At 44.0% G+C, this 25,720-nt stretch carries 19 protein-coding genes; 16 read left to right on the top strand and 3 right to left on the bottom strand.

The annotated features are described in order from the left end of the window. Window positions 1–11 precede the first annotated feature (11 nt). The gene (locus ViNHUV68_RS09150; RefSeq protein ID WP_391087579.1) at window positions 12–1,355 is read right to left on the bottom strand and encodes a glutamine synthetase family protein; all 1,344 of its coding nucleotides are present in this window, start codon (window positions 1,353–1,355) and stop codon (window positions 12–14) included. A 339-nt stretch (window positions 1,356–1,694) separates the two neighbouring features. On the opposite strand from ViNHUV68_RS09150, the gene ViNHUV68_RS09145 reads away from it, so the two are divergent. The 9 genes from ViNHUV68_RS09145 to ViNHUV68_RS09105 all read left to right on the top strand — a co-directional run bounded on the left by ViNHUV68_RS09145 (window position 1,695) and on the right by ViNHUV68_RS09105 (window position 11,326). Then, the gene (locus ViNHUV68_RS09145; RefSeq protein WP_391087576.1) at window positions 1,695–2,441 is read left to right on the top strand and encodes a gamma-glutamyl-gamma-aminobutyrate hydrolase family protein; all 747 of its coding nucleotides are present in this window, start codon (window positions 1,695–1,697) and stop codon (window positions 2,439–2,441) included. A gap of 17 nt (window positions 2,442–2,458) precedes the next feature. After that, window positions 2,459–3,016 carry an HTH-type transcriptional regulator PuuR gene (puuR, locus tag ViNHUV68_RS09140; protein WP_038172809.1) on the top strand — a complete coding sequence of 186 codons (558 nt, stop codon included), beginning with the start codon at window positions 2,459–2,461 and terminating at the stop codon, window positions 3,014–3,016. Between the two features lie 35 nt (window positions 3,017–3,051). Then, the gene (locus tag ViNHUV68_RS09135; RefSeq protein ID WP_391087572.1) at window positions 3,052–4,536 is read left to right on the top strand and encodes an aldehyde dehydrogenase family protein; all 1,485 of its coding nucleotides are present in this window, start codon (window positions 3,052–3,054) and stop codon (window positions 4,534–4,536) included. A 37-nt stretch (window positions 4,537–4,573) separates the two neighbouring features. Continuing rightward, complete coding sequence (locus ViNHUV68_RS09130) at window positions 4,574–5,851, top strand: FAD-binding oxidoreductase (RefSeq protein WP_038172806.1); 1,278 nt, start codon at window positions 4,574–4,576, stop codon at window positions 5,849–5,851. A gap of 17 nt (window positions 5,852–5,868) precedes the next feature. Next, window positions 5,869–6,735: an N-carbamoylputrescine amidase gene (gene aguB / locus ViNHUV68_RS09125; RefSeq protein WP_391087569.1), complete on the top strand. Its 867-nt coding sequence runs from the start codon at window positions 5,869–5,871 to the stop codon at window positions 6,733–6,735. Between the two features lie 12 nt (window positions 6,736–6,747). Further along, window positions 6,748–7,830, top strand: coding sequence for an agmatine deiminase (aguA, locus tag ViNHUV68_RS09120; protein WP_391087566.1), 1,083 nt, complete (start codon window positions 6,748–6,750; stop codon window positions 7,828–7,830). 54 nt (window positions 7,831–7,884) lie between these two features. Then, the gene (locus tag ViNHUV68_RS09115) at window positions 7,885–9,312 is read left to right on the top strand and encodes an NAD-dependent succinate-semialdehyde dehydrogenase (protein ID WP_038172800.1); all 1,428 of its coding nucleotides are present in this window, start codon (window positions 7,885–7,887) and stop codon (window positions 9,310–9,312) included. Window positions 9,313–9,331: 19 nt separating this feature from the next. Continuing rightward, complete coding sequence (gabT, locus tag ViNHUV68_RS09110; RefSeq protein WP_391087563.1) at window positions 9,332–10,615, top strand: 4-aminobutyrate--2-oxoglutarate transaminase; 1,284 nt, start codon at window positions 9,332–9,334, stop codon at window positions 10,613–10,615. 306 nt (window positions 10,616–10,921) lie between these two features. Continuing rightward, complete coding sequence (locus tag ViNHUV68_RS09105; RefSeq protein ID WP_038172796.1) at window positions 10,922–11,326, top strand: VF530 family DNA-binding protein; 405 nt, start codon at window positions 10,922–10,924, stop codon at window positions 11,324–11,326. Window positions 11,327–11,513: 187 nt separating this feature from the next. Here the strand turns inward: ViNHUV68_RS09105 and ViNHUV68_RS09100 are convergent, their stop codons facing one another. Both ViNHUV68_RS09100 and ViNHUV68_RS09095 read right to left on the bottom strand, forming a co-directional pair. Beyond that, window positions 11,514–13,049 (bottom strand): M20/M25/M40 family metallo-hydrolase, encoded by a 1,536-nt coding sequence (locus tag ViNHUV68_RS09100; RefSeq protein ID WP_391087559.1) that lies wholly within the window; start codon window positions 13,047–13,049, stop codon window positions 11,514–11,516. A gap of 79 nt (window positions 13,050–13,128) precedes the next feature. Beyond that, on the bottom strand, window positions 13,129–15,468 hold the full coding sequence (locus ViNHUV68_RS09095) for a M4 family metallopeptidase (RefSeq protein ID WP_391087556.1): 2,340 nt from the start codon (window positions 15,466–15,468) through the stop codon (window positions 13,129–13,131). A gap of 1,047 nt (window positions 15,469–16,515) precedes the next feature. On the opposite strand from ViNHUV68_RS09095, the gene ViNHUV68_RS09090 reads away from it, so the two are divergent. From ViNHUV68_RS09090 to ViNHUV68_RS09060, 7 genes are all read left to right on the top strand, one after another. After that, on the top strand, window positions 16,516–17,433 hold the full coding sequence (locus ViNHUV68_RS09090; RefSeq protein WP_391090303.1) for a hypothetical protein: 918 nt from the start codon (window positions 16,516–16,518) through the stop codon (window positions 17,431–17,433). 62 nt (window positions 17,434–17,495) lie between these two features. Beyond that, window positions 17,496–19,247 (top strand): HEAT repeat domain-containing protein, encoded by a 1,752-nt coding sequence (locus ViNHUV68_RS09085; protein WP_391087553.1) that lies wholly within the window; start codon window positions 17,496–17,498, stop codon window positions 19,245–19,247. Window positions 19,248–19,394: 147 nt separating this feature from the next. Next, a complete protein-coding gene (locus tag ViNHUV68_RS09080; protein WP_391087550.1) occupies window positions 19,395–19,982 on the top strand; it encodes a cytochrome b/b6 domain-containing protein in 588 nt (195 codons plus the stop codon). 94 nt (window positions 19,983–20,076) lie between these two features. Then, window positions 20,077–21,636, top strand: coding sequence for a lytic polysaccharide monooxygenase (locus tag ViNHUV68_RS09075; RefSeq protein ID WP_038172786.1), 1,560 nt, complete (start codon window positions 20,077–20,079; stop codon window positions 21,634–21,636). Window positions 21,637–21,715: 79 nt separating this feature from the next. Next, window positions 21,716–22,843 carry a cytochrome c peroxidase gene (locus ViNHUV68_RS09070; RefSeq protein ID WP_391087547.1) on the top strand — a complete coding sequence of 376 codons (1,128 nt, stop codon included), beginning with the start codon at window positions 21,716–21,718 and terminating at the stop codon, window positions 22,841–22,843. A 10-nt stretch (window positions 22,844–22,853) separates the two neighbouring features. Further along, the gene (locus tag ViNHUV68_RS09065; RefSeq protein WP_038172784.1) at window positions 22,854–23,360 is read left to right on the top strand and encodes a hypothetical protein; all 507 of its coding nucleotides are present in this window, start codon (window positions 22,854–22,856) and stop codon (window positions 23,358–23,360) included. Window positions 23,361–23,959: 599 nt separating this feature from the next. Then, window positions 23,960–25,594: an ABC transporter substrate-binding protein gene (locus tag ViNHUV68_RS09060; protein WP_038172782.1), complete on the top strand. Its 1,635-nt coding sequence runs from the start codon at window positions 23,960–23,962 to the stop codon at window positions 25,592–25,594. The last annotated feature ends 126 nt before the right edge of the window (window positions 25,595–25,720 follow it).

Below are 25,720 nucleotides of genomic sequence, written 5' to 3'. Positions count from 1 at the left end.
ATTTCCTTTGTTTATGCTGAGTACAACATCCAGTCGATTTCCAGAGGAGTAATCGCTCGCTCAAATTCTGCGAGTTCGCTGTGCTTGCAAGCTAGATACAAATCGATAAAGTCCCTTGAGATGTATTGAGCTAATTCACTGTGCTCCAGTCGCTCGAGAGCTTCTGACATACGCAGTGGCAAGTCAATTGCATTATCGCTGAGAGTTGGTGGACATTGATCTTTGGTGTAGTTTTCACTCGCTAATACTGCGGAAAGTACTACTGCAGCGAGAATGTAAGGGTTAACGTCAGCGCCTGCAATACGGTGTTCTATACGACGATTTTTGCTGTCGCTGATAGGCACACGTAATGCAACACCACGATGGTTCTCGCCCCAATCGGCTTTGGTCGGAACGTAAGCACCAGGAACAAAGCGACGATAAGAGTTGACGTTAGGACAAATCAACGCCATGGCATCCGATGTTTGTTCAAGCATCGCTGCCATAGTTTGATAGAAGAGGGGGCTTGCTTGGCCGTCTTGTTGACTAAAGTGGTTGTTACCCTCTTTATCTACCAAGCTAAGGTGAATGTGCATGCCATTGCCAGATTGTTCGCCAAACGGTTTTGCCATGAATGTGGCGTCAAAACCATGTTGATGCGCAATTTGTCTAATCAAGCGCTTGGCGATGATGATCTCATCACATGCTCTGAGTACATCCTGTGAATGATTAAAATTGATCTCGAATTGGCCCGGTGCCGATTCCGACAGGGCACCAGATGTGTTTAATCCTTGTTCTAGTGCGACTCGATTCAGAGAGGTTAAGAAATCTTCATAGTCATCTAAGCCATCTAAATCATAGACTTCAGTATCTTTTTCGCGTGTTTTCTTGATTGGATTAATCGCGGTTAATGGTTCTCCACTGTTGCCACGCTTTTTATCAACTAAGTAAAACTCTAGCTCAAGGGCAACACATGGATATTGGTCTTTCGCGTGCAGGGTTTGCAGCATTTCGGCGAGTATATTACGAATGAACAATGGGTTTGGTTTCTCACCACTGTCGTCCATCATACTCAATAACACTTGGCCTACTTGCTCTTTTGCAGTTGGCATTAAGGTGCCACTGACGGGAAAGCATAGGTTATCTGGCTCCCCTAGGTCTTCTCCAAGTCCAGCTGACTCGACCACGTTGCCTTTAGTATCGAGGGTAATAGTAGAGAGAGGTAACGCAACACCCTTACTGAGCTTATCCAACGCGTTTATGGGGATTCTTTTTCCTCTAGGGGTTGCGTTGATGTCGGTAAAGACAAGGTCGATAAACTCGATATTAGGCCATTTCTGTTTAAAATTTTGTACTTCCTGTAGATACGATTCCATTTAATTCTCCAATTAGCCTGACGAGTTAAAACTAGAGATAAATAAATTAACAATAGATTTACACGCTATTGGTGTGGGTGTGGTTTGTTTATTTATATTTAGTTTAAACAAAAGCTTATATTGTGTTTTTTGGTTTTAGTGGGTTTGTTTTGTGTTTTTCTGTTAACTATTTTGTAACAGTCGATTTCGTTTTGTTCAATATAATGAGCATAAATATCGCTTTTAATGACCAAAAAAGTAGCAGGCGTCACGTTTTTGTTACATTTTTAAATATCCGCGTTGATAATTTTGTACATGGTTTGTAGTTTAAGTGTTAAATAAATCGAACACGGAAATGTCATGACAGGAATACGCAAACCCATCATTGGCGTTGTTAGCTGCACTAAAGAGTTGGGTGGCTATCAAATACAAGCGGTCAATGACTTTTATCTTCGCGCCATTAAAGACTTTGACGGCCTACCGATTATGCTGGCTCCGGATATGTCGAGTGATGAGGTCGAGGCAATTTTAGAGATGTGCGATGGCTTCTTATTCCCAGGTAGTCATTCAAACGTTGCACCGCATCGTTACAACGCGACTCATACAGAGAATAAGAAAGACGAAGCTCGTGACGAGCTGTCGTTGACCTTAATTCGTCATGCGATTGACAGAAACATTCCTTGCCTTGGAATTTGTCGTGGCTTTCAAGAAATGAACGTTGCACTTGGCGGCACGCTTAATCCTGTCGTTCATGAGTCTGGTTTCAATGACCACCGCGAATTGCCGATTGAAGATTTCGAACAAAAATACGCCCCTGCGCATCTTGTACTGGTTCAAAAACAGAGCTTGTTTGAGCAATGGTTGGTACAGAATCACTGGGAAAGCGCTGCCTTTTTTGAAGTGAATTCGCTGCACAACCAAGGCGTCGATCAGTTGGCGCCACAATTACAAGTTGAAGCCAAGGCGCCAGATGGTCTCATTGAAGCGTTTAGCCTGCCACAGCAAAAATTTTTCGTAGGTGTTCAGTGGCACCCAGAATGGAAAGCAAAAACCAATCATTTCGCACAAATATTATTTAAAGAGTTTATTATGGCAGCCTCACGTTAACGTCTGGAGCTGTATGAATGGACAATCAAGAAATTGGTAAAAATATTGTTCAGTTACGAAAAAAACATGGATTGTCACAAAGGGAATTAGCAGAACGAGCGGGTATCACTCATAGCGCTATTTCTTCAATTGAAAATGGCAAAGTGAGCCCATCTGTAAGCTCGCTGCAAAAAATCGTCAATGTGTTTTCTTTATCACTATCAGAGTTTTTCATGTTTGAACAAACCCTGAGCGATGAAAAGAAAGTAGTCGTGCTACCAACCGAACTCGTTGAGATGGGCAGTGAATCAGTTTCGATGAAACTAGTGACAAATGGTAGTAAAGATCAAGTTATCGGATTCTTGATTGAAGAGTACGCACCTCACGGAACAACTGGTGCGGCAGGGATTGAACACGAAGGCGAAGAGATTGGAACGGTATTAGAGGGTGAAATTACTCTGGAATACAACGGACAGTCTCATGTCATCAAAGCCGGCGAGTCGTACGTTATTGATACGACGCAGCCACACAAATTTACCAATCACACAGACAAGGCTTGTCGAATGATAAGTGCGCATACGCCAACTACATTCTAAGTGGTGCTTGCCCTGTGTGGTCACAAGGAGAGCGTATGAAAACCCAAGAACAATGGATTGAGCTAAAAAACAATCTCAACATCGAAAACAGAGCGTACATTAACGGCGAATACAGTGCTGCACTAAGTGGGCAAACGATTGCAGTCGTTAATCCTGCGACAGACGAAATATTTACCGAAATCGCCCGCTGTCAAACTGAAGATGTCGACCTTGCGGTATCGTACGCTCGTCAGGCATTTCAATCTGGCCAGTGGAGTGAAAGTAGCCCGGCTCATCGCAAAGCAGTACTCAAACAGTTTGCAGACCTAATTGACCAAAATCGAGAAGAGTTAGCACTACTGGAAACGCTTGATACTGGAAAACCTATCTCTCATAGCTTCTCTACTGATATTCCTGGCGCAGCAAGCACGTTGCGCTGGTACGCAGAATCGATCGATAAAGTGTATGGCGAAGTTGCCCCAACAGAAAAAGATGTACACGCCTTTATTTCTCATCAACCGATTGGTGTTGTTGCAGCGGTTGTGCCGTGGAACTTTCCACTTTGGCTTGCGTGTTGGAAGCTTGGTCCAGCTTTAGCGACTGGTAACAGTGTGATTATCAAACCGTCAGAGAAGTCGTCACTGACGGCGATCTTCTTAGGCCAACTTGCGGCTCAAGCAGGTTTGCCAACGGGTGTTTTCCAAGTCGTTACCGGCTTTGGCCATGAAGCAGGTGACGCGCTGGCTAAACACCAAGACGTAGATTGCATTGCGTTTACTGGCTCTACACGTATTGCGGGTCAATTGATGGTTCGCTCTGGTGAAAGCAACTTAAAGCGTGTCTTCGCAGAAGCGGGTGGTAAGAACGCAAATATCGTCTTTGAAGATTGCGATGACTTAGACCGAGCGGCAGCCGAAACTGCCGCCGGGTGTTTTTACAACCAAGGTGAAGTGTGTGTCGCGGCAACTCGCCTGCTTGTGCACGAAAGCATTAAAGATCTATTCATTGAAAAGGTGATTGAAGCGTCAAAAGCGTTCACACCAAAAGATCCTATGGACCCAAGTTCATCAATGGGCGCCCTTATCGACCAAAATCATAAATCCACCGTGCTGGAATACATCTTACTAGGTGAATCTGAAGGTGCAAACGTACGTTGCGGCGGTGATGTTGATGGTCAAGGCGCGTTTGTTTCGCCCACCATCTTAGACAACGTTGATAACAAGATGCGTGTCGCCCAAGAAGAAATTTTTGGCCCAGTTCTTTGTGTGATTGGATTTAAAGATGAAGCGCATGCGATTGAGATCGCCAACGATTCAAAATACGGCCTAGGCGCTGCACTTTGGAGCAGCAACATTAACCGCGTTCATCGCGTAGCGAAACTACTGCAAGCAGGTTCAGTTTGGGTGAATAACTACAACGAAGGGGATATGACCGTCCCATTCGGTGGGTTCAAAATGAGCGGGAATGGTCGAGACAAATCTCTCCACGCGATTGAAAAGTTTACTGAAACAAAAACCACTTGGATTCGCATCCACTCTTAAGCCTGCTGACGATTATGATAAACAAAGGAATAGCTCTATGAACAAGCATACGGATTCGTTCTACGCGCACTCTGTGCCAAACATGGCGGAACACCCGCAATTGCAAGACAATATCGAGTGTGATGTGTGTGTGGTTGGCGCTGGTTTTTCAGGTCTTTCTTCTGCGCTACACCTAGCGGAAAAAGGGTTTAAAGTCGTGGTGCTCGAAAGCGCGAAAGTTGGCTTTGGTGCCACGGGGCGTAATGGCGGTCAGATCGTTAACAGTTACAGCCGCGATGTTGACGTGATTGAAAGTCGTTACGACCAACACCAAGCCAAAACACTGTGTGACATGATTTTTGAAGGCGGCGATATCATCCGTGGCCTGATCGATAAGTACGACATCAACTGTGATTACAAACAAGGTGGTTTGTTCACCGCTCTTAATAGTAAACAGCTCAAAGGGCTAGAAGAGCATAAGAAAAACTGGGAACGTTATGGCAACGACCAACTGACTTTGTTAGATGCAGGTGAGGTTGAAAAAGCGGTCGGGACTAAAGTGTATTCCGGTGGTCTGCTGGACATGCGTGGCGGCCATATTCATCCGCTTAAACTGGCATTGGGCGAAGCGGCCGCATTTATCTCACTCGGTGGACAAATTTTCGAACAGTCTGCGGTAGTGTCGATTGATAAAGGCATAAACCCTGTAGTCAAAACGGCTCAAGGCAGTGTTAAGAGCAAGTATGTGGTACTGGCAGGTAATGCCTATCTGGGTGGCCTCGCACCAAACATCAGCAATAAAGCCATCCCATGTGGTACTCAAGTGATTGCGACTGAGCCGCTGACAGACGATCAGCTAAAGCAAGTACTTACGAGTGACTACTGTGTTGAGGATTGTAACTATCTATTAGATTACTTCCGTTTAACCGCAGACAAGCGAATGCTCTTCGGCGGCGGCGTGGTTTACGGTGCACGTGATCCGGAAAATGTCGAGGCGTTGATTCGTCCGAAGTTGGAAAAAGTTTTCCCTCAGTTGAGAGGCATCAAGATTGATTATGCGTGGACAGGTAACTTCTTGCTGACTTACTCACGTATGCCTCAGTTCGGCGCATTTGCAGATAACATATATTACTTACAAGGTTATAGCGGTCACGGTGTTACTTGCACACACCTAGCGGGTAAACTACTTGCAGAAGCTTTAACCGGACATGCCGAACGTTTTGATGCGTTTGCAACACTAAAACATTACTCCTTCCCGGGTGGTCGCCACTTCCAAATTCCGTTCACGGCAATGGGCGCGGCGTACTACAACCTACGTGACAAACTGGCGATTTAACAGATAAGGAATATCTAATGAGCAAAGTCGTTAAATTTGCAGCCCTTCAACTGACTAAGAGCTGGGATCTGGAAGACAACTTAGCCAAAGCAGAAAAGGCAATTCGTGAGGCTGCGCAAAATGGTGCAAATGTCATTCTTCCTCAAGAGTTATTCGCAGCGCCTTATTTTTGCAAAAAACAACAAGCGAAATATTTTGAACTGGCAGAAGAGACTACAAATAGCGCTCTTATCAAACGGATGAGTGGATTGGCTAAAGAACTCGGTGTCGTTATCCCGGTTAGCTATTTTGAGAAGGCGGGCAACACCTTTTTTAACTCGCTGGTGATGATTGATGCCGATGGAACAGTGTTAGATAACTATCGCAAGTCACACATTCCGGATGGACCAGGTTACAGCGAGAAGTACTACTTCAGCCCTGGCGACACAGGTTTCAAGGTGTGGCAAACCAAGTTTGGTAAGTTTGGTGCGGGTATTTGTTGGGACCAATGGTTCCCAGAACTTGCGCGCTGTTTGGCACTTCACGGTGCTGAAGCGATTTTTTACCCAACGGCTATTGGCTCTGAACCACAAGATGCCACGCTGGATTCGCGCGATCATTGGCAACGTACGATGCAAGGTCACTCGGCGGCAAATCTGGTCCCTGTCATCGCGTCAAATCGAGTCGGCACAGAAGTGGATGATGGTATCGAAACCACATTCTACGGGTCTTCTTTTATTACCGACCATACCGGCGCTAAGATTGCGGAAGCGTCTCGTGAAAGCGAGACGATCATTTACGCCGAAATCGATTTAGTGGCGACAGAAAAAGCACGTCATGCATGGGGCTTGTTCCGCGATCGTCGCCCAGACCTTTACACCAGCGTTGGTAAATTGGCTGTTTAAAGGGGCGTTAGTATGAAGTTATCGACAACACCAGTACAAGATGGCTTCTATTTTCCGGCTGAATTTCAGCCGGTTAGTGAAGTCTGGCTAGCGTGGCCAGAAAGGAAAGACAACTGGCGTGATGGGGCAATACCTGCGCAAGAAACCTTCGCCAGAATTGCCAACTTAATTGCACAAGTGACTAAGGTGTGCGTGGCGGTCAGCACCAATAGCTTTGATCAAGCACGTCAAATGCTTGACTCGGACGTGCGCTTAGTGGAAATCCCATACAATGATGCGTGGATGCGAGATATAGGTCCGACAGTTCTCGTCAATCAAGCGGGAGAGCGCCGTGGAATTAGCTGGCAGTTTAACGCTTGGGGTGGCGAGTACAATGGACTCTATGACAACTGGCAGCACGACGATCTCGTGGCTGGCTCGGTGTGCGACATCATCGGGATCGATTATTACCGCGCTCCGTTTGTACTTGAAGGTGGAGCGATTCACACCGATGGTGAAGGCACGTTATATACTACCGAAGAGTGCCTATTAAGCCCGGGTCGTAACCCACACCTTAGCCAAACCCAAATTGAAGAGCAGCTAAAAACGTATCTCGGTATCGAAAAAGTCATTTGGTTGCCAAAAGGTTTATTCAATGACGAAACCGATGGCCATGTTGACAACCTGATGCACGTGATCGCACCGGGTAAGGTGGTACTAAGTTGGACTGATGATCCGAGCGATCCGCAATACGTGTTGTCTCGCCAAGCAGAACAAGTGCTGAAATTGCATCAAGATGCTATGGGGAGAGAGATTGAAATTGTTCGTCTACCATTACCAGGTCCGCTGCATTACAGCGAGCGAGAAGCCAATGGTATCGACACGAGTTCAGGGATGAGTCGTCAAGCCGGTGAGCGTCTTAGTGCCTCTTATGCCAATTTTCTTATCGTCAACGAGCACGTGTTCGTGCCGATGTTAGATGAGGAAACGGACGCCCTTGCCATTGATATTTTGCAAAATGCGATGCCGGAACACCAAATTATCGCGATACCGTCGAGAGAGGTTCTGCTCGGCGGAGGGAACATTCACTGTATTACGCAGCAGATCCCCGCATAAACACAAGCTCGCCGCTCAGGCAGTGGCGATGATGAGTTATCAAAAGGAATGACCATGCAACAGATACAAAACCAACGCCTTGTTTCGTTTATGGTAGCGAATCCACAACAGGGCATTGCCGTTACAAACCCAGCGACCGGAGAGCTACTCGGCTACGCACCAGTCTCTAGCGAAAATGACATTCTAACTGGCATTGAACGCGCTAGTACAGCACAGAAAGAGTGGGCAGCGCTTCCAGCGAAAACGCGTGCTGGTATGCTCAATCGTTGGTACCAACTTGTGCTAGAAAATAAACAAGATCTTGGTCGACTGATGACCTTAGAACAAGGTAAACCACTGGCAGAAGCTGAGGGTGAAGTGCTTTATGGGGCAAGCTTTATCGAATGGTTTGCTGAAGAAGCGAAACGTACTTACGGCGAAACCATTCCTGCACCAAGTGCAGATAAGCGCTTAGTTACCATCAAGCAGCCGATTGGTGTCGCTTGTGCCATTACGCCTTGGAACTTTCCGATTGCAATGATCACGCGTAAAGCAGGGCCTGCATTGGCCGCAGGCTGTAGCTTTATCGTTAAACCCTCTGAATCAACGCCACTGTCTGCGTTTGCTGTGGCAGAACTTGCCTACCAAGCCGGTATTCCACGTGATGTGCTGCAAGTGGTGTTGGGTGAGAACTCACGTCAGGTTGGTGCTATTTTTACTTCGCACCCACTGATTCGTAAGCTCTCATTCACAGGTTCAACGCAGGTCGGTAGCGTGCTGATGCAGCAAAGCGCGGGTGACATCAAACGTACGTCAATGGAGCTAGGTGGCAACGCGCCATTTATTGTATTCGATGATGCGGATATCGATGCCGCGGTCGCTGGTGCAATGGCTTCTAAGTTTCGCAATGCTGGCCAAACGTGTGTGTGTGCTAACCGTTTCTATGTCCACAGCAAAGTGTATGACGAGTTTGTCGTTAAGTTCGATGCTGCGGTTCAGCAGCTGAAAGTTGGCAATGGTTTGGAAGAGGGCGTCAATATTGGTCCTGTGATCAGCGAGTCTGCTAAGCAAGGTATTCAAACGCTTATCGAAGGGGCGATTGATCAAGGCGCGAAGCCAGTATCAGAGCTAAAAGAACTGGATGGCCTGTTCATGCAACCTGTGGTGTTGAAAGACGTTACCCATGACATGAAAATTGTTTCGCAAGAAATCTTTGGCCCAGTCGCCCCTGTGATTCGCTTTGACAACGATGAGCAACTGATCGAAATGGCCAACGACACCATCTACGGACTTGCTTCTTACTTCTACAGTCAAAACATTCACCGTGTTTGGAAAATTGCTGAAGCGCTTGAATACGGCATGGTCGGCATTAACGAAGGTATGATCTCGACTGAAGTGGCTCCTTTCGGTGGTGTTAAGCAGTCTGGCATCGGACGTGAAGGCGCAAAACAAGGTATCGATGAATACATGAACGTGAAATATCTCTGCTTTGGCGGCAATTAATTAAGTTAAGGACAACACAATGACAAACCAACAACTACACCAAAGAAGAAGCCAAGTCATTGCACAAGGCATGGGCGCGCTATATCCACTTTACGTAGAGAAAGCAGAAAATGCTTACGTATGGGATATTGAGGGTAATAAATACATCGACTTTGCAGCGGGCATTGCGGTGACCAATACCGGGCACTCTAACAAACGTATCAGCGAAGCGGTAAAAGCTCAGTTGGATAACTTCTCGCATACCTGTGCGATGGTGACACCATACGCCTCATTTGTAGAGTTAGCTGAAAAGCTGACAGAACTCGCACCGGGTGAGACAAAGAAGAAAGCGATATTCCTGACCACAGGCGCCGAAGCCGTAGAGAACGCAGTGAAAGTGGCGCGCGCTCACACAGGACGTAGCGGCGTGATTGCGTTTAAAGGTGGTTTTCACGGTCGTACGAACATGACGATGGGTCTCACTGGTAAAGTTGCGCCATACAAAGCAGGTTTTGGTCCGTTCCCGAACGAGATCTACCACGCGCCATACCCAAATGCGTTCCATGGCATCAGCGTTGAGCAAAGCTTGCAAGCAATTGATGATCTGTTTGCGTGTGATATTGAACCGTCTCGTGTTGCGGCAATCATCTTCGAACCAGTGCAAGGTGAAGGTGGATTCTACCAAGCACCACAAGCGTTTGCACAAGGCTTGCGCCAGCTGTGTGATAAGCACGGTATCTTGTTGATTGCGGATGAAATTCAGACTGGGTTTGCCCGTACTGGTAAAATGTTTGCCACCGAATATCTAGGTATTGAACCAGACCTAATGACAATGGCAAAAGGTATTGCTGGTGGTTTCCCTATTTCAGCGGTGGTCGGAAAAGCGAATGTGATGGACTCTGCATTGCCGGGCGGTCTAGGCGGCACTTATGCTGGGTCACCATTAGGCTGTGTTGCCGGGCTTGAAGTACTGAAAATTATTGAAGAAGAAGATTTGTGTGCCAAGGCGATGGGCATTGGCGAAGTGGTAAATGCACGTATGACCAAGCTACAAGAAACTGTCCCTGCAATTGGTGAAATTCGCACCATTGGCGCGATGATGGCCATTGAATTTACCGACCCAGAATCTGGCCAACCAATGCAAGATATGACCAAAGCCGTGATCAGTAAAGCGCAAGAAAACGGCCTTATTTTGTTGTCTTGTGGCGTAAAAGCCAACGTTATTCGTCTACTACCGCCGCTGACTATCGAGTCACAAGTACTAAGTGAAGGGTTAGATAAGCTAGAAAACATCATCACTCAAGTTAGTAACGCCGCCGTTTGATAGAGGCTTTGACCCACGTGTAGCTTGGGTATGTCATTGAATGTTACTGATAGGGTTATCGAACCAAAGGCGCTGGGCTTTCTTTACGCTACTTACAAGACAGTTGTAAGGGAGCTTAAGGTAAAGCCTAACGCCTTAGGCTATGGCGAATATTGTTACAACACCGATAATTGTAGGGATAGAGATTGAGTTCTGTTAGAATCCTCGGCCACTCTTTTCGCTACCCCACATTGAGCGTTGCTTTAATCGCGCCTGAATGCGCATGGGTAAACCAACCTCGGTAAGTTAGATATTTAGGAACGCCTTATGATGACTGATGAAGAAAGAATTGAATTACAGCAGAATAACCCTCTACACGGTCTGAAATTAGAAACGATGCTGCAAGAACTGGTCGACTTCTACGGTTGGGATATTCTTGATACGGCAATGCGTTTTAACTGTTTTCATACCAACCCTTCGGTGGTGAGCAGTGCAAAATATTTAAAGAAAACCGAGTGGGCAAGAGAGAAAGTCGAGAACTTTTACTTGTATCGTTTTAAGCGTATGCCTCGTGCGTCTGCTGAAGAGTATGATCTACCGCCACGTGCACGTACCTTTCCACACGGATTGGAACCGAAAGAACCGATGAAATTGACGGTGGATTCCATTTTGAATTCACAGGCAAAAGCAGCGTCTGCACACAAGGCGCGCTCATCGCGCGGTGGTCGTTAATAACAACGCCGTGAACGCTGGCTGCTCTTGCCCGTTTAGCTTTTTGAATGGCCTAGTTTTTACTAGGCCATTTTTTATTTCTGCGCCAACAACGCCGCACAATAGAAGGTTATTTGACGTTTAAGTCTGTGTCATTTCGTTGACTAAAACGCACCATATTTACAACCGTTTGCAGGGCTGTGGTCGACTAATTGATGTCACTTGTGAATGTCGCCACAAGCTTAACCTCCTCAAAATTTCGGTAGCCACGTAGCATAATATTAAACTCCCCCGCAGGCTTGTCGAAGACACATTGCTCATTACTGCCATTTTGATATGGCCTACAGTCAAAGTCTGTTTTACTGACCTCACCGTTGTATTTGACGTATAGATCTGCATCACCAGAGCGCGGACCTGTGATTGTAATCGTGACTTGTCCGGTTGTTGTTGTATTGAAAATGAAAAATTGCTCGTCAGCGTAACCAGAATTGAGTTGTTCGACGGGCACGCCTTCACGCAGTTCGGTGGTACCAGGCGTGGTAGAGTCTAAGCTGGTTTCTATCAAATAAGCGATGGCCAATTTGGCAAACTTAGTGGCATGTGTTGCAGAGGGGTCGGAGTTTTCTAGTGTGTCATGCTGGGTGTGGATATTGGGGTTGTAGTCATTAAACATACTTTCAAATGACATCGCCGCAGGGTATCCCTCATTGTGCCAAGAAGCGTGGTCTGAACAGGCGTAGCCACAACGGTCGAAATCGTATGTGATGTCACTAGCATAGGTATCAATTAACTCGGCTAAGAACACATTTAAATTACTGTCGGTGTAATCAGTGATAAAGGTAATGTCATGCGCCGAGCCATTATAGTTAGTCATATCTAACTGCAATACGGAAATGACATTGGCATTGTCAGCTTTGAGTTGTTGTGCAATGTCTTGAGAGCCTCTCAGGCCAACCTCTTCCGCAGCGTAGCCATAGAATTTGATGGTTCTGTCTGGCTGAATTCCGCTCGCAATCATCAGGCGCAAAGACTCGGTCACCGTTGCGATGCCGGAGGCATCATCGTCTGCGCCGGGAGAAAGGGTACCCTCTGATGTCCATGAACCGACGGTTGAATCTAAATGCCCACCGACAACCACAATTTCATCTGGGTATTTGGCGCCAAATAATGTCACTTCAACGGATTTTTGTGGGTAGTCTGTATGCGAAATTTGTTGAGCTGTCGCATAAGGAACGTTTTCAATCTCGGTTTGCCAGCGTGCGAGTAGCCAGTCTGATGCCGCCACACCCGAAGAGGTTGTGTAAAAACGATTGGTGAAGCGGGTAAGATCTTCGATTGTCGAGACTATATTGTTGGGCTCAACTTGGGCAATCAGATCATCAACGGTTTCTTTGTGGTTAACAATAGGTTTTTCAAACGTGCTCAATGTTAAAGGCATCAATGATGCCTTTAATGCACTGGTTTTGTCTGGATGCACCATGTAGCCGCCGCAACGATGTTTTTCTTGATGCATATGGCTTGATAGGGCGGCGAGTTGCTGTTGATTAATTTTTGCTACAACAGAACTAACACCGCCTGAAAAACTAGGGTAGACAGTTGCTCCGTGTTGGGTAATAAGATGTTGAGCGTCGGCATCGGTGGTGATCCAGACTTCTCCTTGGGTTAATGGAGCGATGTCTTGTAAAGCATAAACGGAGGCACTACTTAGTAGAGCCAAAGCCAAAAATGATTTTTTGATAGACATTGTTAATCCTTACGAGAGTGATGTCGATAATTGACAAAGAAGGGCTCCTAGTGGAGCCCTCGACTAAATTGATTGCGAATTAGTTTGTTTTAATAAAGCGATAGCGTTTGGTTTCAGAGCAGACATCGTTTGATGTACAGACTTGATATTCCACATCTATCGTACCGTTGTGGCGGAACTTATCGACGTATGAGTTAAAGTCCGTGGCACCGACGTTTTTGCCGTTGCGTTTAATAATGAAGTAGTCGCCATCTTTGTATTCCCATGCGAGCTTGACGCGGGCAGTGCCGTTTGGATGCTTATTACCAAACTTCAGTTTCAGTGGGAAGGCTTCAGTAGAGCTATCTTCGATGGTGATCGATTGACTAGTTGATACAGACGCACCAGCATCATCCGTGACAGTCAAGGTCACCACGTAGTCACCCGCAACAGCGTAGGTGTGGTTGGCCACTTCGCCACTCACACTATTGCCATCGCCGAGATCCCATTGGTAAGAGACAATTTGCCCGTCGTTGTCATGACTTGTGCTGCGCAGTTCAATGTTATTAGCACTTATAGAGTGCTCAAATGCAGCCACAGGTGGCAGGTTAGTGTTGCCTTCATCGAAGGTTGCTTTTAGGCTGGCATCGGCATATTGAGCATAACCAAGCACATTGATCGTATAACGGCCTGCGATTGGATTCTCGATAACACAGACTTCATCGGTAACACTTTCACTCTTACAGATATTCTCCAGTGGGCTTGGCGCGTAGTCGAAACCAACATAAAGATCTGGATCGCCCGTTGTAACAGCAAGATCAATCGTTAGTTTCTCTTTGCCATCGGGTACTACGATATCAAAATAAGTCTTAGAGCCTGTACCACCAGCAACTGTGGTTGCTTGGCCGTTTTCAAGACGTTGAAATTCTGGTTCTGGCGGCAGTGGTGGTTCTGCACAAGGATCGACACCAACTATGTTGAACGCTGCGACGACATCACTTGCTTGATAACCTAGATCGGTCGCAGAGTTTTTTACCCCACAGGCACCTTGCCAAAAATCACTGTTTTGTGACCAATAGATTTGGTTGGCGAGCACAAACAGTTCAAACGCTTTCTTAGTATCCCAACCCTGAGTGGTCGCTAGGTGATAAAAGGCTTTATTGAAAACGCCAGAACTATAATGGACGTTTAACCCATCATAATAGTCCGCTGCGTTGTTGATAGAAGAGCCGTCACGTGAGGGATCATCCATGTAACGTAGCGCACCGTCTTGTTTGAAAATATCACGGCCAACCATCCAGTCATTGGTGCCTTTCATGTAGTATTCTGCCGCTTCCCCTGCAATGTCTGAGAAGGCTTCGTTGATACCGCCAGATTGATTCGCATAAACTAAGCCGGAGTTTTGTTCGGTAAATCCGTGGCTCACTTCGTGCGCCGAGACATCGAGACTGACCAACGGATAAAAGAAATCTTTCCCGTCCCCGAAGGTCATGGCCTTTCCATCCCAAAAGGCGTTCTCGTAACCGTCACCATAGTGAACGCGCATCATCAGTTTGAACGACAGTGGCGCGGTATCGAACCAGTTTTTGTACATGTCGAAAACAATATTGCCAAAGTAATGAGCATCGTTTAATGGTGAATAAGCCCCATTTACTTGTTTGTGACTGTTACGTGGACAGTCGTAACTGTGTGGCGTTTCACCTTCTGTTGCGCCATTAAGATCGACGGTGACGACGTTTTCTGAGTCGAAAACGCACTCAGTCCCATTTTCAACCACATCAAGGTAGTGGTAGTCAGTACCATATTCATACATGCCGGTTTTTTGATTGCCGCCAGGCCCGGTACCAATTTGTGCGTGCGCAATGCCTTCCCAACGATCAATAATCTCGCCAGTGTGTGCATCTAACATGGTGAATGGTCGCGTAGGGTGCTCGCTGCCATCAATGAGATAAGACACCACGTAGATCAGACGAGTTTTGTTACCATCTTGGTACACAAACAGGTCGTCCTGAACGTTTTCTAGTGATGCGTTTGTGGTTAAGCCTGCGTTGATATCCTTACTCGCGAGTGCTAATGCCTGTGAGCGGTTAATGCTAGGTTTGACAAAAGCACGCTCGATAGTGGTGGTTTTTAGGTAGTTACCTTGTAGCGATTTAAGTGCGCCACCTTTGACACTTTGTGTGGCGTTGAGGTAGTGACCCCATACAGGTATGCCCCATAGGTTCTGTTGCACCTTAACTTTGTATATACCACGCTTCTTAAGCTGTACTTCTTTAACCACCTTAAAACTAGACGCATTGTTAACGCCGAGCTGGGCATTAATCCCAGAAAAGTTAGTAAAGTTAATCGGTTGAGTCACAGTCACTGACTCTCCTGCATATACCGATAAAGTCATTGCACTAGAAACGGTTAGCGCGATCAGACGTTTGTTTATGTTCATTGTTGTTATCACTCTCGATGATGAAATCAATTAAAAGTTAACAAATTTATAAACGATAATTCACATCATTCGTATTAACAATTTAGTTTCGAGGTCTCAAAGCACTAAGCCAATGAAACTAATATTTGCCATAGTTACAGCGGTCAATGTCTGAGGAATTTCTTGGACGAAGTTAAGATTTTTTTCGGTAAATTATGATGAGTTTGTTAGTGGTTGTTTTTCGACAGAAATAAAGGTTTGTATTTGACTGATATTTCTTATGCTCTCAAGTAGTCAAATGAAGCATATAAGAAATTAAACTTGTTAGCTTTCTCAGCCAAAGTGACACTAGCGCTTTTAAATTATGGTCTTGTAGCTCTATTTTATTTCCTAAACACACTGATTATATAGAAGTGACCTGTCTTGTTGTTTCTGCTCTCAATATTAACAAAAGTTTTAAAAAGGTTGGTTTGGCTTATTATTAGACTATTCCTCTTAATTTTTACCGTTACTTAGAATTTTATTGGTGGTAATGTTGAGGATTGCAATTGACAAAAAAGTCAATGTAACATTCTGTTATGCATTTTTAAGAAGGTGCGGTGTGAGTAACATTGTCTTATAGTGATTTGGAAAGGCAATGATAATTATCTTATGGTTTAAAACCTATATTTGTACTTTAAATAGAGCAGATCAAAATAATACTTTCATAGACAGTGTTTTTATTATGGATTTACTGTCGTCAATTAAATTTTCTAGAGGAGGAGTGTTTTGGTCAGCCTGTCTAGATGGAATTACTTAGATTAAATTGTATTCCTAAATGAAAAATGACTGACTAGGTTATCGAGAGTTAGATATAAATATGCGAAATGCGTATAGAACCTGGTGTAATAAATAATGCCGGAAGTGTAACGGGTAAATAATACTTAGGCTTTTAGCTGATTTAATGTGGTTCTATAGAAAATGGAAAATACTAATGTACGAGTAATATTAGTGATTTTAGATGGGATATTAAATATGAATAGCTTATTAAAAAACTTCTTTAACATTTACATTATTCTTTTTATAGGAATGTATTCGATTCCATCATATTCTGGAACCATAAATTCAGGGACGGTTCTGAATAAAACCCATACTGCGAAAGCAAATAAACATGTGAAATCATTTCTACAAAAAAGAAATGCCTCGGGCTACGTGACATATACAGGTGGAAAAATATTGGGGAATACTAACAATAAATTCCAGGTTAATGTAGGTCCACGAAATACAACGATTGGGACTGTAATCGGAAAAGCTAACCTTTCGTTTAACCCACAAGAGCTTAATTGTGTCCGAGGTCTTCATCTTGCGTTAACAGTTAATAGTGATACACCTTTTTCAGCTAGCCCAACTTGTGAAGCACTATTAAGATCAGATTTCAAACGAACATTTTCACATACTGTTGCTTCAATCGAGGTGCCGCTTCCTGAAGTGCCTATTGATCCTATTGGCGTACTTAAGCTAGGTGCTAAGGTTGGTGCGATCTTAAAAACAGGAGTCGACTTTGCGGCGGGTTTAGAAGTCGGAGGGTTTGATAAGCCCAATACGCCTATTGAAATAAATGGCCAACGTCGTCCGGATTTTGTATACGCAACAGTACGTCCTTTTATTGCTGGTTATGCGACTGCAAAAGGCTACGCTATGGTTAACTTGGGTGTGAAAACAATTGAAAAAGGGGTGAAAGGTAGCGTTAATCTGATCAAAACAGGCACAAAAGCTCACGTAGAAGCCGGCGTTACCTATAAAGAAGATAGTTCATCTGATTTCCAATACTACACTCGCTTAAAATGGGATGCGATGGCATCCGGTGGTGGCGGAAATATCGGATTGTACTGTAAGGTCAAACTACTTGGGATGGTTGATATTTTCAATGCAGAAACCTCGCTAATTAGTTGGTCGCCAATTTTTGAAGCTAACCGTACTATCTACGATAAGACGAAATATATTTAAGCAAAAAAGTGGGGTAGCGTTCAGTTACCCCTTATTAACACTTGCTTATGATTGGAAAAACGATGATGAAAAAGAATATACTAATATTATCTATCTGCTTCACTGTGGTTGTTGGTATATCGATGTGGTTTCTACAGTCTGATGAAAATGAAATGTCGAACCAACAAGAAATTCCCCGTTTAGAACAGTTTGAGAATGTGGTTAGTCAACAAAGTTATCAAAACATTCCCGCTAAATTATATTCAGAGAACGAATTTTCTGAATATCAGTTTTCAGTGGTGGTCGAGACAAAAATAAGTAATCAGTCGATAGCAATAGGTGAAGTAGAGTATCGATTTAATATGGCCTTGAAACCATTGGAATCACAAAAGGCTCAGTTTTTTGGGCAAGTCTACAACATTCAATGGCCAAGCCAATATCAAGGTGAAGATCGTCCAAAGAAGCTTACTTTTACCACTCAAATGGTAGAGGGTGCGTTTGTGAACACTAATTTACTTGGGCTCAGTGCGTCGCATCCATTGACCCTCATTGAGACTGCGCTCACTCAGTTTTCCTATTATCTAGGAAATAAAACCTTAATGTTGGCTGATGGTAAACATCAGTTCATTTACTCTAGAGAAAGTGCCGAGAGAATTGAGCGAGAGTGGCTAGGGTCTGTTTCGACAGCAGATACCTACGATGTTGTTGACCAAAATGATCAATGGCAATTGACTCATGATCAAAATGGGGTCCCTCAATCGTTAGTTCACACTCATAGCAAAACTGTTAATTATGAGACTCAAATTCTGACGATAGTTCAGCACATTGAGGTGAAACCCGTATCGAGAAAGTCTCATTTAGACTGGAATATACAACAGTATGCTATCGACGTTAATCGTCATTGGCAAGGCATAGGTTCTGAGATCGCAGGCCATTTAGATAACGTCGATGAAGAGAATTTTAAATCTAGATTTGGAACTTTTGCTCAATCTCCTGACTTAGATAATGCCTTTGCCATCGGTGGGTATTTAGCAAAACAAGGATTCAATAACGTTAAAGATTTGTTGACTAACCAAAACTTAACCAATGACCAGCAGTCGTTATTGATATTTTGTCTTGAGCGATCGCAAAGCCCTGAAGGGGAATACATCCTATCTCAATTGATTGAGGATCATACATTAGACGAACAGAACCGACTTCGCGCGATTATGTCGATTGCTAAGATGGGTGAAGTGAGTTCAATTCAGGCACTGCATACACTTGAAACCGTTGCCCAAAGTACTAACAGCATGATTGCACAAACTGCACTGCTCAATATTGGTATCTTAGGCAATAATTCGGAGGTTTTGCGAAGTTACGTCACTGATTATCTATCGAACAACCTTAAATCAGGAAACTCAGTGTACGACACTCTAGTCTCTATAGGTAATTTGAATTCCTCTGGATTGGACGATGAAGTGGTCGCCTATACCCAAAGTGAACATTTTGATGAAAGGATGGCTGCGGTAAAAGTGTTGGCTAAAAATCCGAGAATGGAAAGTCATCTCAAAAGTTTAATCCTCAAAGATAGCAACCCCAATGTAGTTAAAGAAATTGTCGATGCGCACCTAGCGAAAGAAGAAGTCAAACCATTCGAGTCTGGCTACCAACGCCAGTTACGAGAACGTATCACAGAGAGAAACCTACCTACGCCCGCTAAAGAAATGTTGTTTGAATATCTGTTGTCCGGTTCAGAAAATCATCTTGAAAACAACCAAGTTGCGGAACAGTTACTCAATGATCCAGATTTATCTGACTCATTGCGTGAGGCATTAGAGAAGATGCTAGATAACTAAAATGGCGTGTTAGGCTTCAAAAACACTAAAATTTAGGACCATAAATTTCAAGCAAAGTCAATTGAATGGAGTGTTTGCTTCACATGGTTTTCTTTGTTCGTCACAATCTTGAGCAGTTCAATATCGTTCCTATGAGATGACAATGAAATGTTACAAGTAAACAATAAAGCGTTATTTAATCCAAGCTCTTTGGATAAAGCGCCAGAACTTACAGAGCAGCATCGCTCTTTAACAAAATGGCTTCATTGGAGTATGGCCGTCATCATTCTGTACGCCACTTTTGCTGGGTATGGGATGCTGTTAGTCATGGATCGTCCTGTGTTATTCCATGTACTCTCTAATCTAAATATATCTCTAGCGACCCTTGCTACAATTTTATTTTTTGTACGCTGGGTATGGAAATTTTTCCGGATTGAACCTGAGCTGCCAAACACAATTTCTGACACACAGAAAAGTTTTGCAAAACTGGCTCATGGAGTTATGTATTTTGCGATGTTTGTCGTTTTTATTAGCGGCTATTTAATGCTTAAGCATAGCTATCAGTTTTTCTGGGTAATTGAAATTCCGAATCTAATTGATAACGTTGCTGTGAATGAGTTTTTCTTTGTTGTTCACCGCGCGTCCTGTTTGACGTTGGCTATCTTGGTTGTTGTTCATATATTGGCCGCTTTAAAACATCATTACATAATAAAAAATAATGTTTTACGTAGCATGATGATTCGCTTTAATAAATAAAAAGCTTATCTGCAGACTAATTCAACAGCGCATCAAACTGGCTTTCTTTGTACCCAACACTCCTTTTACAAGATAGCTAAATTAGGAAATAAAGATGACTTTAAAGAGAAAACGAACCGCCAGCTCAGCCGTATTTGCCTTAAGTGCACTTGCAGCAACAATGGTGATGATGCCTAACATGGCATCTGCACATGGCTATATGGTCAAACCACAAGATCGTGCGTACAGCTGTGATCAAGGTAGTACACCAAATGATAATCATATTTGTAATAGCAAAGTCGCTGAGCAAAAAAATGAGATTAACCAAGGTGCAGCTAACGGTGACCATAAGGCTGTTATCAAGGATCACCAACTCTGTTCCGCATCAAAAGGCGGCCAATATAGTGTTCTTGATGTGCCTAGTGCTAAACGTCATGTGACAGAGCTGGTACCGGATCAGGATGGATATGTAGAGTTTGAGTACCATATGACGGCGCCGCATAAAACTTGGTATTTTGACCTATTTGTTACTCGCGATGGATTTAATCCTGATACTGATGAGCTTACCTGGGCTGATCTAGAACGTGTCGCAGTGTTGGACGAAAGCGGGAAAATGCCCCCGCATGTAGGTGGTACATACAAGTACAAAGTAAAGTGGCCTGATAATAAACGCGGAAAACGACTTGTATACCAGGTTTGGCAGCGAACTAACCCAAGCCATAAGCCTCATGAAGTACTAGGTAAGCCACCGCAAAACGTATGGGATAGTGGTGAAGCATTTTATAGCTGTATGGATGTATTTGTTGATGGTGGTGGATATAAGCCCGACCCAGAACCCGGTGACCAGTGGGTTCATCAAGAACGATTTGCTGGCGATAAAGGTGATCTGAAAGTCGGTGACACTGCAATAGCTCGAATTATGTATGAGGGAACCACGCGTTATGAACCTTCCGTCAAAATAGATTCGCACAATACGTCAGAAGATGTGTGGAAACTTGAATTAGCTGAGGAAATTAATCGCAATGCTACTGCTTCTGAGTATATGGAAGTGGGTGTTAAAGAGAGTAATGGAGACATTGAGTTGACCCATGATGTAAATAGAAACAATATCTATTTTGTCTCAGAAAAATTCTCTCACTTGACTCAAGTTGTGGGAGGGGAGCAAGAAGAATTTACGTTTTCATGGCCGAGCCTTCAAGCGAGCTATACACTAGCAGGGAAACCTATCGAAATCCCCATCGATCTTCGAATCGACGAAGGTGACAATGGTGAATATACCTATAAAGCAACGTTGAGTTCGATGACTAACAATTCCGGTCAACCCGATATTGTTACTGGGGTGGTAGGAGAAAAACCGCATAAGTTTTTCCTCGTCGATGATGAAGATAATTACAGTGTGAGCGTTGAAGTTACAGATAGTTATGACAACACTGAACTAGACACTTACAACTTCTCTGTTGAGCAAGGTAATAGTGAAGTTCCTAATAACGTTGACTATGTTTACCCACAGGGGCTTGCAAACTATACCAAAGGTACGGTTGTGGACTTTGGTAAGGAAGGCATTTGGCAGTGTTTTGGCCCTTGGTATTCAAACTGCTCTAACTCAGTGTTTGCACCTGGTCAAGCCGCTGACCCTGCCTGGGTTACGCAGCAATGGGAGCAAGTAAGTAAATAGCGAATAATGAGGTAGTTAGTTATAACTACCTCAGTTTCAACAGTATGGTTGTTCTATTAGTAGTAGGTGGCGCGTTGTCATGAGAAGGATAAAGCGGCTGTGCTTATACTTTTGCTTCACTATTTCTCTATGGTGTTCTTGGACAGTACACGCTGGGAATGACGATAAAGATAAAGTTGAGCTCGGACGCTACTTGTTCAATGATGTTAGGCTTTCCAAGCTAGGTAACCGAAGTTGTGCACTGTGCCATGATCCCAACCATGGTTGGAGCAATACCTTTAGTAAAACCCCAGATATTTATGACCAAACCACCACTCTGAACACGCCTTCCTTATTGAATACGGCTAGGTTCAGCTCTTACTTTCAACGCACAAAGGGAGTGACAGATCTAAAGTCGTCAATTCGAAAACCGTTATTTGCAACTCAACCAGTAGAAATGGGTATGACCGAGCAACTTTTGATTCAACGACTATCAGAGGCGAGTAACCTTTACTCGCCTTTGTTTGAACAAGCGTTTGGTTCACCCAATGTCACCGTGGACAGAGCCTTGGATGCGCTAGCGAAATATGTGCAACAAATAGTGTCTACGGATACAGCTTATCAGCGGTATTTGAACGGAGACGAAACTTCTCTGTCGTTTGCGCAGCAGCAAGGCCGGAGACTATTTTTTAGTCAACGTTTGAAATGCAGCCAATGTCATGGCGGTAATTTAATGAATCAACCGATGGCGCGGCAGCCGGAATTTGTCAATGTGGGCCTGTATGGAATAAACAATAGTGATGGCCAAATCACTTACCCTATTGATGAGGTTGGTCTTGAATCGCAATCGGGAGATCGTTCTGACAATGGGCGATTTCGTATCCCTTCGCTTATTAATGTGGTTAAAACAGGGCCGTGGGGGCATGACGGAAGTTTTCAATCGTTGAATGCTGTGATTGATAGTTACGCCGCTGGTGGTCGAGTGATTCGTAGCGGAAATCATATTGGTGATGGTCGGGTGCATCCGAACAAAGATGCCAAGATTGCCGGTTTTTCTATTTCAACCGTTGAAAAAGAAGCACTGATCGCTTTTTTATCCGCACTGTCTGTCTCTGATGCTTCCGTCCCTGCCAATAAACAGTCGCCTTTTTGTTCGCTTGTACCATTAAAACATCGGCCGGATCACCTAGGGTGCATTCCTCCGTTTATATATTTAAACAAAGATTAAAGGTAATGGTATGCGATCTAAATTCATTAACTTGATACTGGTCTGCAGTCTGGTGTTGGCTGGTATTCAGTTTATCAATGCGCAAGACAACGACTCAGATTTGCTTTCTGGTCGCAATCAGTATTTTAAACAAGATTATGTTGCGGCTTGTAACCAGCCAGTCGTCTTACTCAATCAAGCCCCTACCACGCCTGATGAAGCAGCGCGTAGTGAAATTGTGGTGAATAGCCCTGTCGGGTACAAATTTAAACTGGATGACAATGGAAACGCTTTTTTACAGTTAGCGGTGACTAAGTGGAATGAAAAACTGGTTATTTTTCACAGTAAATCAGTCGCTTTAACAATGAAAGACGCAGATATCGTGGGGTCAAAAATTGAAAACCTACATTGCCCAATGCAAAGTGATAAATGGGTAACCCACATTAATACACATGAATGGGGAAGTTACGTACTCAGCATGAATGGAAAACCAAATCAAATGGTAGAGGTGACAATCATTCGGGAATCAAATAAATAACATAGTGATTGCGTTACTGTCTTTAGTTGTTGTGATTTACTGGGGATGTTTAGCTAGCTTGAAGGGGGAGGGTATAACCCTGTGCTGCTCGATAACAATGACTGTGTCATATAACAAGGTGTGAATCATTTCTGGAATCAATGATCCGTTTTGGGGAGTTGTGCGCGCTTATTGTGCAACTGGGTGATTGGCTTCACAGAACTTTTTATTGGCAAAGTTAAATGTAGCTAACTGTTAGCTAGTTTACATAACTTTTGTTAATTTCCTTGCACTATATCTATCAAGATGCTATAAAAAAACATCTTGATAGATAATATGGCACTTCAATTCACTGCATAAAGAGTTCTCACTTTAATAAACTGAGATATTCGTCGTTTGTAGTGATATTTACCAATTTATTGACGTAGTCACGGTGTTATACGACTTTTTGCTACATTTTAATGGCAAATTACTTCAATGATTGCTAATGTGTGCCGCAATCTTTGTATGTTTTTAGGTTTTTATGCTTATTTTTTGAGCTAAACAGATCTAAATCACTGTCCGTTCTGGTGCTGTACAAAGAAGTCATGGATGCAAATAAAAAACTTGGAGTTTTACACATGTATAAGAACAAAATCACACAAGCCCTTCTTCTGGGTGCTGGTCTAGCAGTGGCCGCAACCTCTACCGTAACTCTAGCAGCAGATGTTCCAGCAGGAACTAAACTTGCAGAAAAACAAGAACTTGTTCGTGGTAACGGCACAGAAGTTGCGACTATCGACCCACACAAATCGCAAGGTGTACCAGAATCTCACGTTATCCGTGATCTTCTCGAAGGCTTGGTGAACCAAGATGCAGATGGCAACACTATTCCAGGTGTTGCAGAATCTTGGGAAACAGCAGACAACAAAACATTCACTTTCCATCTTCGTAAAGATGCTAAGTGGTCAAATGGCGACCCTGTAACGGCAGAAGATTTCGTATACAGCTGGCAACGTGCCGTAGACCCTGTAACAGCATCACCATACGCTTGGTACATGGAATACACCAAGATGAAGAATGCGAAAGAGATCGTAGCGGGTGAAAAGGATAAGAGCACGCTAGGTGTTAAAGCCGTTGACGACCATACATTAGTGGTTGAGTTAGATACAGCTGTACCATACTTCGTTATGATGACAGGCCACACAACAGTGAAACCTGTTCATAAAGCGACAGTTGAAAAGTTTGGTGACCAGTGGACCAAGCCAGAAAACTTTGTCGGCAACGGTGCATTCGTAGTAGACCGTTGGGTACTGAACGAGCGCATGGTTCTTAAGCGTAATGAACAATACTGGGACAACAAAAACACCGTTCTTAATCAAGTCACTTTCTTACCTATCGAGAATCAAGTAGCGGAAATGAACCGCTTTTTGTCTGGCGAGCTAGATTTTTCATCTTCAGCACTACCCGTAGAGCACTTCAAGCGCTTGAAGACAGAATATCCTGAATCAGTGTCTGTTGAAGGCAGTCTTTGTACTTATTACTACTCTTTCAACACCAAGAAAAAGCCATTTGATGACGTACGTGTTCGTAAAGCGATCTCTTACGCTATCGATCGTAGCATCGTGACCGACGCCATCTTAGCGCAAGGTCAAAAACCGGCATACTTCCTAACTCCAGAAATCACAGCGGGCTTCAACCCAGAGCTTCCTGAATTCGCTAAAATGTCACAGAAAGAGCGTAATGCTGAAGCTGCGCGCCTTCTTGAAGAAGCTGGTTTTGGTAAAGACAATCCACTAGAGTTTTCTCTACTTTACAACACCAACGAAAACCACAAAAAGATTGCGGTTGCGTTAGGTTCAATGTGGAAGAAGTCGCTAGGACTAAAAGTGACACTTGAGAACCAAGAGTGGAAAACTTACCTATCAACTAAAGACCAAGGTGACTTTGAAGTCTCACGCGCTGGTTGGTGTGGTGACTACAATGAAGCGTCTTCTTTCCTAACACTTATGGTTAGTAAGAACACGACTGCTGGTCAGCACTGGGGTAATAAAGAGTACGATGCGATCATCGAGAAGGCTCTAAACTCAACGTCTGAAGCAGAGCGTACCGCGCTTTACATGCAAGCAGAAGAGTTGATTGCGAAAGAAATGCCAATCGCACCTATCTACCAGTACGTACGTGCTCGTCTTCTTTCTCCACAAGTTGGTGGTTTCCCATCAAACAACGCGGAAGAGAAGATCTACTCAAAAGATCTATACATCAAAGCTCAATAATCTATGAGCCTATAGAACTATAAAAACAAGGCCTGCATGTGAGAACTTACATGCAGCGCCTTACTCAACTCAAAATTCATAGAAATTTGGTTGAATTCCTTTATTTATTTAACTGTCACAGACTGA

Origin of the sequence: Vibrio sp. NH-UV-68 (assembly GCF_042940635.1) — a bacterium.
Taxonomy (GTDB): domain Bacteria; phylum Pseudomonadota; class Gammaproteobacteria; order Enterobacterales; family Vibrionaceae; genus Vibrio; species Vibrio pacinii.
This window is presented reverse-complemented; position numbering and strand designations above follow the sequence as displayed.